This is a genomic window from Aeromonas taiwanensis (genome assembly GCF_000820165.1).
GTDB classification, from domain to species: domain Bacteria; phylum Pseudomonadota; class Gammaproteobacteria; order Enterobacterales; family Aeromonadaceae; genus Aeromonas; species Aeromonas taiwanensis.
Map to the genome: position 1 here is coordinate 73,999 of NZ_CDDD01000019.1, position 12,642 is coordinate 86,640.

At 64.3% G+C, this 12,642-nt stretch carries 8 protein-coding genes; 6 read left to right on the forward strand and 2 right to left on the reverse strand.

The window, feature by feature from the left end; translation table 11 throughout:
- The first annotated feature begins 53 nt into the window (after positions 1-53).
- The 5 genes from hisS to BN1136_RS03920 all read left to right on the forward strand — a co-directional run bounded on the left by hisS (position 54) and on the right by BN1136_RS03920 (position 5,070).
- Positions 54-1,331 carry a histidine--tRNA ligase gene (gene hisS, locus BN1136_RS03900; RefSeq protein ID WP_043759925.1) on the forward strand — a complete coding sequence of 426 codons (1,278 nt, stop codon included), beginning with the start codon at positions 54-56 and terminating at the stop codon, positions 1,329-1,331.
- A gap of 3 nt (positions 1,332-1,334) precedes the next feature.
- A complete protein-coding gene (locus BN1136_RS03905; protein ID WP_043759927.1) occupies positions 1,335-1,985 on the forward strand; it encodes a YfgM family protein in 651 nt (216 codons plus the stop codon).
- Entirely contained in the window at positions 1,978-3,162 is a 1,185-nt protein-coding gene (bamB, locus tag BN1136_RS03910) for an outer membrane protein assembly factor BamB (protein ID WP_043759929.1), read from the forward strand. Before BN1136_RS03905 ends, bamB begins: the two co-directional genes overlap by 8 nt.
- 74 nt (positions 3,163-3,236) lie before the next feature.
- Entirely contained in the window at positions 3,237-4,733 is a 1,497-nt protein-coding gene (gene der, locus BN1136_RS03915; RefSeq protein WP_043759931.1) for a ribosome biogenesis GTPase Der, read from the forward strand.
- 106 nt (positions 4,734-4,839) lie between these two features.
- The gene (locus BN1136_RS03920; protein WP_043759933.1) at positions 4,840-5,070 is read left to right on the forward strand and encodes a zinc ribbon domain-containing protein; all 231 of its coding nucleotides are present in this window, start codon (positions 4,840-4,842) and stop codon (positions 5,068-5,070) included.
- A 322-nt stretch (positions 5,071-5,392) separates the two neighbouring features.
- Here the strand turns inward: BN1136_RS03920 and mltF are convergent, their stop codons facing one another.
- A complete protein-coding gene (mltF, locus tag BN1136_RS03925; protein ID WP_043759935.1) occupies positions 5,393-6,886 on the reverse strand; it encodes a membrane-bound lytic murein transglycosylase MltF in 1,494 nt (497 codons plus the stop codon).
- Between the two features lie 149 nt (positions 6,887-7,035).
- Between mltF and purL the strand changes: the two genes are divergently transcribed.
- Positions 7,036-10,929, forward strand: coding sequence for a phosphoribosylformylglycinamidine synthase (purL, locus tag BN1136_RS03930; RefSeq protein ID WP_043759937.1), 3,894 nt, complete (start codon positions 7,036-7,038; stop codon positions 10,927-10,929).
- 246 nt (positions 10,930-11,175) lie between these two features.
- On the opposite strand, the gene nuoN is transcribed toward purL, so the two are convergent.
- Positions 11,176-12,639: an NADH-quinone oxidoreductase subunit NuoN gene (gene nuoN / locus BN1136_RS03935; protein ID WP_043759938.1), complete on the reverse strand. Its 1,464-nt coding sequence runs from the start codon at positions 12,637-12,639 to the stop codon at positions 11,176-11,178.
- Positions 12,640-12,642 lie beyond the last annotated feature (3 nt).

Below are 12,642 nucleotides of genomic sequence, written 5' to 3' on the forward strand. Positions count from 1 at the left end.
TCGAAAATCCCTATAATGCGGCCAAATTTTACCTCTTTTTCTCGAGTATCAACGTGGCAAAACAGATCCAAGCGATTCGCGGTATGAATGATTGCCTGCCGGAGCAGAGCCCGGTATGGCAGAAAGTGGAACAGATCCTGCGCCAGGTCGTCGCCAGCTATGGCTACAGCGAAGTGCGCATGCCCATCGTCGAGCAGACCCATCTGTTCAAGCGCGCCATCGGTGAAGTGACCGACGTGGTCGAAAAAGAGATGTACACCTTTGAAGACCGCAACGGCGACAGCCTGAGCCTGCGTCCGGAAGGGACCGCCAGCTGCGTGCGGGCCGGCATCGAGCACGGTCTGCTTTACAATCAGGAACGCCGGATGTGGTACATGGGCCCCATGTTCCGCCACGAGCGTCCCCAGAAGGGCCGTTATCGCCAGTTCCATCAGTTCGGGGTCGAGCTGTTTGGCATCAACGGGCCGGACATCGACGCCGAGCTCATCATGCTGACCCATCGCCTGTGGCGCCTGTTCGGCATCCAGGATCACGTCACCCTGCAGCTCAACACCCTTGGTCAGAGTGCAGAGCGCGCCGCCTATCGCGACGCCCTGGTGGCCTATCTGGAGCAATACAAGAGCGAGCTGGACGAAGAGAGCCAGCGCCGCATGTACAGCAACCCGCTGCGGGTGCTGGATTCCAAGGACGAGAAGGTCCAGGCCATTCTGGTGGGCGCGCCGCGCCTGTTCGATCACCTGGGCGAAGAGAGCCTGGCCCACTTCGAGGGGCTCAAGCGTCTGCTCACCGCCGCCGGCATCCAGTTTGAAGTGAACGAGCGCCTGGTTCGCGGCCTCGACTACTACAACCTCACCGTGTTCGAGTGGGTCACCAACAGCCTGGGTGCCCAGGGCACCGTCTGTGCCGGTGGCCGCTACGACGGCCTGGTGGAGCAGCTGGGTGGCCAGCCGACCCCGGCCGTGGGCTTCGCCATGGGCATGGAGCGTCTGGTGCTGATGCTGGAGACCCTGGAGCTCAATGCCGACATCCGCCCGGCGGTGGATGTCTACCTGTGCATGGTGGGCGAGGGGACCGAGCAGGCCGGCTTCAACCTGGCCGAGCGGCTGCGCGATGCGCTGCCTGACCTGCGCCTGATGAGCCACTGCGGCGGCGGCAACTTCAAGAAACAACTCAAGCGTGCCGACAAGAGCGGCGCGGCCATTGCCCTGATCCTCGGCGAGACCGAGGCGCAAAGCGGCGAGATCACCATCAAATATCTGCGTGGCCAGGCCGAGCAACAGACCGTCTCGGTCGATGCCGCCATCGCCCTGCTGGCAGCTAAAGGAGAGTAAGCTGTGGAAGTGTATACCACTGAAGAACAACAGGTTGAGGTCATCAAGAACTGGTGGAAAGAGAACGGCACCTCGGTCATCGCAGGGACGGTGATCGGTCTGGTCGGTCTCTTCGGCTGGCGTTATTACAACGAGATGCAGCAGGGCAACCAGGAAGCCGCCTCCCAGGCTTACAACGAGATGACTGCCCAGCTCGCCAAGGGTGACGACGCCGCCCTGGAACAGGCAAAGAGCTTCATCACCGCCCACAAGGGTGATGCCTATGCGGAGCTGGCCGCCCTGCAACTGGCAGCGGCTGCCGTCAAGGCAGGCAAGCTGGATCTGGCGGCCGAGCAGCTGACCCAGGTGGCCAGCAGCGGGGACGACAGCATCAAGCCCATCGCCGGCCTGCGCCTGGCCCGTGTCCTGAACGATCAGGGCAAGGCCGATGAGGCCCTGGCCCAGCTTGGCAAGATCAGCAACGACGCCTTCAAGGCCCAGGTGGCCGAAGTGCGTGGCGACATCCTGCACAAGCAGGGCAAGGCCGAAGAGGCGCGGGATGCCTACCAGGCGGCGGCGGATGCCGGCGGTCTGCAGTCGAGCAGCGAACTCAAGTTGAAGATGGACGATCTGGCGCTGCCAGCGGTGACTACGGGCGAGGCTCCGGATGCGTAATCTCTACAAGCGAGTGGTGCTGGGAGCGGCCGTCTCCCTGGCCCTGCAGGGGTGCTCCCTGTTCAGTTCCGACGAAGATCTCAACCCCATGGCCCCGTTGCCCACGGTGGAGTCTGCGTTCACTGCCGACACCGCCTGGTCCTCCTCGGTGGGCGATGGCATCGGCGACTTCTACTCCCAGCTCAAGCCGGTGGTGGAAGAGGATCACATCTATGCCGCGGCCCGGGACGGTGACGTGACAGCCTTCGATCGCGAGAGCGGCAAGGAGCTGTGGAGCGTGGATCTGGCTGACTTACCGATCAACGCCGACAAGCGCAGCGCCCGCCTCTCCGGCGGTCTGGTCTCCCGCTATGGCAAGCTGTTCCTGGGGTCCGAGAACGGGGTGGTCTACGCCCTGAACGAGGCGAACGGGGAAGTGCTGTGGCAGACCACTGTGCCCGGTGAAGTGGTGGCGAGCCCCGCCGTCGAGGATGGCCGTGTGGTGGTGCTGACTACCTCGGGTCGCCTGGTGGCGCTCGACACCGACGAGGGCAAGCTGCAGTGGAGCCTGTCCGAAGAGCAGCCCCCCCTGACCCTGCGCAGTGCCGGTGCTCCCATCATCACCAACGGCGCCGTACTCTACGGCCGTGCCGACGGCAAGGTGGGCATCGCCCTGCTCAGCAACGGCCAGCCGGTGCGCCAGTCCAAGGTGGCCGACCCGCGCGGCGCCACCGAGCTCGACCGCATGGTGGACGTGGACGCCACTCCCCTCATCGCCGGTGATGAGCTCTATGCCATCGCCTACAATGGTCAGCTGATGGCCCGCAAGCTGATGAGCGGCGACGAGGTGTGGAAGCGCAAATACTCCGGCTACCGCGACATGGCGGTGACCGGCAATGCCATCGTATTGACCGACAGCCGCAGCCACCTGTTTGCGGTCGACCGTCGCAATGGCCTCGAGCTGTGGTCCAACACCCAGCTGGAAAACCGCACCGTGACTGCCCCCGTCATCCTGGGTGACTATGTGGTGGTCGGCGATGTGGAAGGTTACCTGTACTGGCTGGATCGGACCGACGGGTCCATCAAGGCCATGCAGCAGCTCGACAGCAGTGGTCTGTATGCCGCGCCCCTGGTGGACGGCGACACCCTGTATGTGCAGAGCCGGGGCGGCAAGCTGTACGCCATCAAGCGTCCCTGATCGCCCGATAATTGGAATATCCGGCTCCTGGTCTTCGGACCCGGAGCCTTTGTCGTCTTGAGAATGAGGCTTTTATGACTCCTGTAGTAGCCCTGGTGGGCCGCCCCAACGTGGGGAAATCCACCCTGTTCAACCGCCTGACCCGTACCCGGGATGCCCTGGTTGCCGACTTCCCCGGCCTGACCCGGGACCGCAAATACGGCCAGGCGAAGCTGGGCGAGCTGGAATTTATCGTGGTCGATACCGGCGGTATCGATGGCACCGAGGAGGGGATCGAGCTGAAGATGGCCGAGCAGTCCCTGCTGGCCATCGAAGAGGCGGACGTGGTGCTCTTCATGGTGGATGCGCGGGCCGGCTTGACCGCCGCGGATCAGGCCATCGCCGAGCACCTGCGCAAGACCCACAAGAAGGTGTTTCTGGTGGCCAACAAGACCGACGGCATCGACGGTGATTCCGCGGTCTCCGAGTTCTACGGCCTGGCCCTGGGCGAGGTCTACCAGATGGCGGCGGCCCACGGCCGTGGCGTACTGAGCCTGCTGGAGCTGGCCCTGGCTCCCCACCTGGAAGAGCTGGTCGGTGCGGCCACCGGGGAAGAAGCGCAGGAAGAAGAGGAGGACTTCGACGAAGAGGCCCTGCTGCGCCTGGTAGCCAGCGGCGAGCTGGACACCCGTGAGGACACCAAGGAGACCCCGTTCGCCGATCTGCCCATCAAGTTTGCCATCGTCGGTCGCCCCAACGTCGGCAAGTCCACCCTGACCAACCGCATGCTGGGTGAAGATCGCGTCATCGTCTACGACATGCCGGGCACCACCCGCGACTCCGTCTACATCCCGATGGAGCGTGACGAGCAGAAGTACGTGGTCATCGACACCGCCGGCGTGCGTCGTCGCGGCAAGGTGCACGAGACGGTGGAGAAGTTCTCCGTCATCAAGACCCTGAAGGCCATCGAGGACGCCAACGTCTGCCTGCTGGTGATCGATGCCCGCGAGACCATCACGGATCAGGACTTGAGCATCCTCGGCTTCGTGCTCAACAGCGGCCGCTCCGTGGTGCTGGTGGTGAACAAGTGGGACGGCCTGGATCAGAAGGTGAAAGAGGACGTCAAGAACGAGCTGGACCGTCGTCTGGGCTTCATCGACTTCGCCCGCGTTCACTTCATCTCCGCCCTGCATGGCAGCGGTGTCGGCCACCTGTTCGAGTCCATCAACGAGGCCTACGAGTCCGCTACCCGTCGTACCAGCACCGCCATGCTGACCCGCATCATGCAGATGGCCCAGGAAGATCACCAGCCGCCCATGGTGAACGGTCGCCGGGTAAAGCTGAAGTATGCCCACGCCGGTGGCTACAACCCGCCGCGCATCGTGATCCACGGCAACCAGCTGAACGATCTGCCGGATTCGTACAAGCGCTATCTCATCAACTACTTCCGCAAGTCGTTGAAGATCATGGGTACCCCGATCCGGGTCGAGTTCCAGGAGTCGGTCAACCCGTTCGAGGGCAGGAAGAACACCCTGACCCTGAGCCAGGAGCGCCAGCGCAAGCGTCTGCTCAAGGCCAAGACGAAGAAATAAGGCCAGGCGGCTGCCCTCACCGGCAGCCGTTTTTATTGGAGTCGATGGAGGAGGGGAAGGCGCGGTGGGCCCACCCAGCGCACATTCACTTTGAGAGGAGTCGAGTATGAGTGCACCCTTGTGTCCGGCCTGTCAGGCCGAACTGGACAGCCGTGGCGACGAGACGCGCTGCAGCCAGTGCCAGACCCGCTATCACATCCGGGCCCAGTGCCCGACCTGTGGGCAGGGGTTGGAGCGACTGCGGGCCTGCGGCGCGGTGGATTACTTCTGCAATCACTGCAACACCCTGGTCTCCAAGCGCACCGTGCAGTTCGAGGCGGTGGCGGCGCCGGAGTGAGGCAATAAAAAACCCGGCGGATGCCGGGTTTATACTGTGTGCTCCGCTATCAGCAGCGTGAAGGAGCGGTTTCTGTGCCATATCTTGCGCTTGGTGTCGGCCAGCTTGAGCTTGCGTCTCGGGCTCCAGGCACATTTGGTCTTCCGGGCCAACATGGCTCTTCTGCGTGCTCGCATCTTGTTCTCCTCCCTGGTCTCCTCGGCCGAAGGGCGGCTGGGCAGGTAGTGCAACGTGATGAATACATTGCAATAAGCCAGACTCGCGTCCCTCGGATCTGGTTGGATGTTAACAGAGAATCTGCCGGGAAAACACACCCCCAGGGCTAGGGCGTGATGATCTGCTTGACCACCTCGGCGATGATGGCGGGACGCTCTGCCGGGGCGGCCGGTTCGCTGCTGTCGTCTTCATCCAGCTCCTCGCGGCGGTGGGCCTTCTGCTGTTCGTTGTCGAGCCAGAGCAGACTCTGGTAGTACTGGCGCACGTTGTTGACATAGTTGCGCGCCTCGCCGCCACGGGCATAGCCGTAGCGCACCTTGCGATGCCAGCGTGCCTGTTGCAGCAGGGGCAGCACTTCTTTCACGTCGCTCCAGGCATCCGGATTCTTGCCAAGCTGCTTGGTCAGGCGCCGCGCATCCATCATGTGGCCGTAGCCGATGTTGTAGGCGGTGAGGGCGAACCACACCTTCTCGTCCGCCGGCACCGAGTCCGGCACCTTATCCATCATCTCCTCTAGATAGCGGGCACCGCCCTTGATGCTCTCCTCCGGATGGGTCCGGTCGCTGATCCCCATCGCCTTGGCAGTGGGCTCGGTCAGCATCATCATGCCGCGCACCCCGGTGTAGGAGCGGGCCTGGGGGTCCCAGTGGGACTCCTGATAGCTGATGGCGGCCAGCAGCCGCCAGTCTATCTCTCGGGCGTGGGTCTGGAACATCGCCTGGTACTTGGGCAGCAGACTCTTGGCACGCTTGAGGAAGGTGCGGGTGTCGACGAAATCGAAGTTCTGCACGTGGCCGAAGTACTTCTCGTCCAGCTTGGCGATGGCGCCATCCATGAAGCGCTGGCCGAAGAAATCGATGATGCTGGCGTAGAGGCTGTCATCGGGCACCTTGGTCATGGCCCAGGCCACGGTCTGCTTGCTGGCCAGGGTCAGCCCCTCGGTGAGCTCGGGATAGTAGCGCTGGGTACGGGCCAGTATGGTGTCCTGCACCACCGTGTAGTCCACCTCGCCGTCGGCCACCTGCTTGAGCAGTTCCTCCACGTCCGCGTCCCGGTTGGTGCGCCAGTTGAGGTTGGGGTACTGCTTGGCCAGCTCCCTCATCAGATCTTCGCCGGTGGAGCCCGCCGGCACGACGATGCTGCCCTTGATGTCCCCCAGCCCTTTGGGCCTGGGAGAGCCGTTGCGGTAGACCAGCTTGGGAGAGACCTGGTAGAAGCCGGGGCCGAAGCGAAACAGCTTGCGGCGCTCCGGGGTCACGACGATGGCAGCGGCGGCGAGATCCAGCTTGCCCTTTTGCAGCTGTTCGACCAGCTCGGCGGTGCTGTAGGCCGGCACTATGGTCAGCTTGACCCCCAGCCAGTCGGCGTAGAGCTGCGCCAGTTCATAGTCGAAGCCCTGGGCGACGTCATCACGCTGGTAGTAGGAGGTGGGGCCATAGAGGGTGCCGACCCGGATCTCGCCCCGTTGGCGGATCTGTTCCAGCTGGCTGGAGGGGGTATGGAAGTCGCAACCGGCCAGGGCCAGCGTCAACATCATCCCGATAAACAGTCGAAAAATGCAGCGCAAGTAGGTGAGTACCCTTGTTGAAAAAATCGGCATTTGTCAAAAGAGAGGCCCCTTTATACCAGAGAGTCCGGAGGGAGTCACATCGTGGGAGATGAGAAAAACGTTTGTTCGTGCTGGGGCTGATCCCTATAATACGCGCGTCTCAAATCCCCCCACACTCTAAAACTTGGTGAGAAAGGTATATGGAAATCTTGCGTGGTGCCCCAGCACTGTCTGAGTTTCGTGTCCACAAGCTGCTGCAGAGCTGCGCACAGAGAGGAGTAGAGATAGCAAGCGTCTATGCCGAATACGTGCATTTTGCCGAGCTGACGAGCCCGCTGTCGCCCCCGGAGCGAGCGACCCTGGGCCAGCTGCTGCGCTACGGCCCAACCATCCCGGAACACACCCCCAGCGGTCAGCTGTTCCTCGTTACCCCCCGCCCCGGCACTATCTCCCCCTGGTCTTCCAAAGCAACCGACATCGCACACAACTGCGGCCTGAAACAGGTCAAACGGCTGGAGCGCGGCATTGCCTATTACGTGCAGGCCAAGGGTGAGCTGAGCGCTGCCCAGCGCGCCGATGTGGCTGCCCTGCTGCACGATCGCATGATGGAAGTGGTGTTCGGCGAGATGAACGAGGCCGCCGCCCTGTTTGCCCACCACGAGCCCCGTCCCTTTACCCAGGTGGACGTGCTGGGTGGCGGTCGCGCCGCCCTGGTCGAGGCCAACGTGGCTCTGGGTCTGGCCCTGGCGGACGACGAGATTGACTATCTGGTGACGAACTTCACCAAGCTTGGTCGCAACCCCAACGACATCGAGCTCTACATGTTTGCCCAGGCGAACTCCGAGCACTGCCGTCACAAGATCTTCAACGCCGACTGGACCATCGACGGTGAGCAGCAGCCCAAGTCGCTGTTCAAGATGATCAAGAACACCTTCGAGCAGACGCCAGATCATGTCCTGTCTGCCTATAAAGACAACGCCGCCGTGATGGAAGGGAGTCAGGGGGGCCGCTTCTTCCCGAGCCCCGCCAGCGGCGAATACCAGTATCACCAGGAGCGCGTCGACATCCTGATGAAGGTGGAGACCCACAACCACCCGACCGCCATCTCCCCGTTCCCGGGGGCGGCCACCGGCTCCGGCGGCGAAATCCGCGACGAGGGCGCGACAGGCCGTGGCGCCAAGCCCAAGGCGGGCCTGGTGGGCTTCTCCGTCTCCAACCTGCGCATCCCCGGCTTCGAGCAGCCCTGGGAGCAGGATTTCGGCAAGCCGAGCCGCATTGTCAGCGCCTTCGACATCATGCAGGAAGGCCCGCTCGGCGGCGCTGCCTTCAACAACGAGTTCGGTCGTCCGGCCATTCTAGGTTACTTCCGCACCTTCGAAGAGCAGGTGCCGAGCCACAACGGCGTCGAGGTGCGCGGCTACCACAAGCCCATCATGCTGGCAGGCGGCATCGGCAACATCCGCTCCGAGCACGTCCAGAAGGGCGAGATCCCCGTGGGCGCGGCCCTGATCGTGCTGGGGGGCCCGGCCATGAACATCGGCCTGGGGGGCGGCGCCGCATCAAGCATGGCCTCCGGCCAGTCTGCCGAGGATCTCGACTTTGCCTCCGTGCAGCGTGACAACCCCGAGATGGAGCGCCGCTGTCAGGAAGTGATCGACCGCTGCTGGCAGCTGGGGGATGAGAACCCCATCGTCTTCATCCACGACGTGGGGGCCGGTGGCCTCTCCAACGCCATGCCGGAGCTGGTGAGCGACGGCGATCGCGGTGGTCGCTTCGATTTGCGCGCCATCCCGAACGACGAGCCGGGCATGAGCCCGCTGGAAGTCTGGTGCAACGAGTCCCAGGAGCGTTACGTGCTGGCCGTGGCCCAGGACAAGCTGCCCCTGTTCAAGGCCCTGTGCGAGCGCGAACGCGCCCCCTATGCCGTCATCGGCACCGCCACCGAAGAGAAGCACCTGACCCTGTCCGATGCGCACTTCGACAATCAGCCCATCGATCTGCCGCTGGACGTGCTGCTCGGCAAGGCGCCCAAGATGCACCGCGACGTGCAGAGCCTGCCCGCCCAGGGCAAGGCGCTGCAACTGGACGGCATCACCTTGAGCGACGCCACCGAGCGCGTGCTGCGTCTGCCGACCGTGGCGGAGAAATCCTTCCTTATCACCATCGGCGATCGCTCGGTGACGGGCCTGGTCAACCGCGACCAGATGGTCGGCCCCTGGCAGATCCCGGTGGCCGATTGCGCCGTCACCGCCGCCACCTACGACAGCTATCACGGCGAAGCCATGTCCATGGGCGAGCGTACCCCGGTGGCGCTGCTGTCTCATGCGGCGTCGGCCCGTATGGCGGTGGCCGAGGCCCTGACCAACCTGGCGCCGGCCCACATCGGATCGCTCAAGCGGGTCAAGCTCTCCGCCAACTGGATGTCTGCCGCCGGTCACCCGGGGGAAGATGCCGGTCTCTACGAGGCGGTGAAGGCGGTGGGCGAGGAGCTCTGCCCGGCCCTGGGCATCACCATCCCGGTGGGCAAGGACTCCATGTCCATGAAGACCCGCTGGCAGCAGGACGGGGAGGAGCACAGCGTCACCTCGCCGCTCTCCCTGCTCATCTCCGCCTTTGCGCGGGTGGAAGACGTGCGCAACACAGTGACGCCGCAGCTGCGCACCGATCTCGGTGAAACCGACCTCATCCTCATCGATCTTGGCAACGGCAAGCAGCGCCTCGGCGCCTCCGCCCTGGCCCAGGTCTACCGTCAGCTGGGGCAAAGCGCCCCGGATCTGGACAACCCGGTCCAGCTCAAGGGCTTCTTCAACGCCATCCAGGCGCTGGTGGCGGATCGCAAGCTGATCGCCTACCACGACCGCTCCGACGGCGGCCTCTTCGTCACCCTGACCGAGATGGCGTTTGCCGGCCACTGCGGCCTCGACATCCAGCTCGACCGCGTGGGTGGTGACCTGCTGCCGGCCCTGTTCAACGAGGAGCTGGGTGCCGTCATCCAGGTGCGCCGCGACGACAAGGAAGCGGTGCTGACCCTGCTGGCCGGCCACGGCCTGGCCGCCTGCTCCCATGTGCTGGGCACGGTGCGCGAAGACGACCTCATCCTGTTCCAGCGTGCCGGCACCGAAGTGTACCGCGCGAGCCGCACCGCCCTTCGCACCATCTGGGGTGAGACCAGCTGGCAGATGCAGCGCCTGCGTGACAACCCGGAGTGCGCGGATCAGGAGCACGCCGCCCGCCAGGACGCCACCGACCCGGGCCTGCAGGCACGACTGACCTACAACCCGTCCGAGGACGTGGCCGCGCCCTACATCGCCCGCGGGGTCTCCCCCCGTCTGGCGGTGCTGCGCGAGCAGGGGGTCAACTCCCACGTGGAGATGGCGGCGGCGTTCGACCGCGCCGGCTTTGCCGCGGTGGACGTGCATATGAGCGACATCCTCAGTGGCCGCATCAAGCTGGAGGAGTTCCAGACCCTGGTGGCCTGTGGCGGCTTCTCCTACGGTGACGTGCTGGGGGCGGGCGAAGGCTGGGCCAAGTCCATCCTGTTCAACGACAATGCCCGCGAGCAGTTCCAGCGCTTCTTCGAGCGCGGCGATACCCTCTCCTTGGGCGTGTGCAACGGCTGCCAGATGATGTCCAACCTGCGCACCCTGATCCCGGGGGCCGATCTCTGGCCGCGCTTCGTGCGCAACCGCTCCGAGCGTTTCGAGGCGCGCTTCAGCCTGGTGGAAGTGCAGGACTCTCCGTCCGCCTTCTTCGCCGGCATGGCGGGCTCCGTGATGCCGATTGCCGTCTCCCACGGGGAAGGGCGCGTGGAAGTGCGCGACGGCGCTCACCTGGATGCGCTGCAACAGAGCGGTCTGGTGGGCCTGCGTTTCGTGGACAACCGCGGCAACGTGACCGAGCAGTACCCGGCCAACCCGAACGGCGCACCGGCGGGCATCACTGCGGTGACCACCACGGACGGTCGCGCCACCATCATGATGCCGCACCCGGAGCGGGTGTTCCGCACCGTGGCGAACTCCTGGCACCCGGACAACTGGGGCGAGGATGGCGCCTGGATGCGCATGTTCAGAAACGCCCGGGTGCGCCTGGGTTAATCCCGCGCGTACTTGAGCTCCGAATCAGAACCGGCCCCCGTGGCCGGTTTTTTTATGGGCGGGTGGGGCACTCTTCAATCCTGTGAGCCGATGGCCGGAGGCAGATGCACACTGGTCAGAGCAATACGGGAAGCGGGCTAAGAGGGGAGGGGGCAGGCACCCTGATCCGGGCTGCCCCCGGGGAGCAGTATCCCGGGAGATAAAAAAACCGGCCTCAGGGGCCGGTTTTTGTTGTGTGCCAGGGGCTTAACGCAGCACCACGTGCTGAAAGCCCTGCACCAGGCTGATGACAGGCTGGGGATAGATGCCGAGCGCTACCACCAGGATGGCGGAGAGCAGTACCACCAGGCCCCCGGAGGAGAAGGCCCAGTCGGCCGTGGCATCGCGCAGTTGCATGCCGGGCTCGCGCAGGTAGAGGGTGACCATGACCCGCAGGTAGTAGTAGAGCCCCAGGGCACTGCCGAGCACGATGGCGCCACTGAGCCACCACAGCTTGGCATCCACGGTGACGCCGATGAGGTAGAACTTGCCGATGAAGCCCAGCGTCATGGGGATGCCCGCGAGGGAGAGCATCATCACCGTCATCACCGCCGTCAGATAGGGGCGCTTCCAGAACAGGCCGCGATAGCTGTGCAGGGAGTCCGCATCCTTGCCGCGATAGGGGCTGGACATCATGCTGATGACGCCGAAGGCCCCCAGGCTGGTGAAGAGGTACATCAGCAGATAGACGCCGGCCGCTTCCACCGGCATCTCGCCGAGGCGACTCGCCACCACCACCGCCAGCAGGTAGCCGAAGTGGGAGATGGAGGAGTAACCCATCATCCGCTTGATGTTGGTCTGGATCAGTGCCAGGAGGTTGCCGACCACGATGGAGATGACCGCCATGGCCGCCAGCAGCCAGTGGATCATGGGATCCGAGGTGGCCGGCACCGCCAGGTAGAAGCGCAGCAGCACGCAGAACACGGCGATCTTGCTCACGGTGGCGAGGAAGGTGGCCACAGGTGCAGGGGCCCCTTCGTAGACGTCCGGGGTCCAGAGGTGGAAGGGGGCGAGGGAGAGCTTGAAGGCGAAACCTACCAGCATCAGGCCGAAGCCCCCCATCAGCAGCGGGTGGTGGGCCGGGCTCTGGGCCAGGGTCAGGCCGAGATCGCTGAAGCTGAGGCTCCCCGCCTGGGCATAGAGCAGCGCCATGCCGAACAGCAGGAAGGCGGTGGCGCTGGCGGAGAGCACCATGTACTTGATGCTGGCCTCCAGCGAATGGCGCTCGCGATAGGCATAGCCCACCAGGCCGAACATGGGCAGGGTCAGCATCTCGATCCCGATAAACAGGGACGCGAGATGGCGGGAGCCCGCCAGCACCAGACCACCGGCAGTGGCGATGAGCAGCAGCAGGTAGAACTCTTCCCGGTTGTCCGGGTAGCCCTTGAGCCAGGTGCGGCCGAAGGTACAGGTGGCCAGGGCGCCGATGAGCACCAGCCCCATGTAGAAGACCGCATAGCTGTCCACTTGCAGCAGGGGCGTGACCCCCTGATCCCCCTGGGCCATCACGACGGGCAGGGAGAAGAGCGCCAGGTTGAGGCCGGCAATGGTCACCACGAAGGCGGTGTCGTCGCAGCGCTTCCAGGCGATGGCCAGCATCAGGGCCACCATGGCCCCTGTGGTCAGCAGCAGGGGCAGCAGGGCCAGCAGTTGAGAAGCAGTAAACGTCATGAC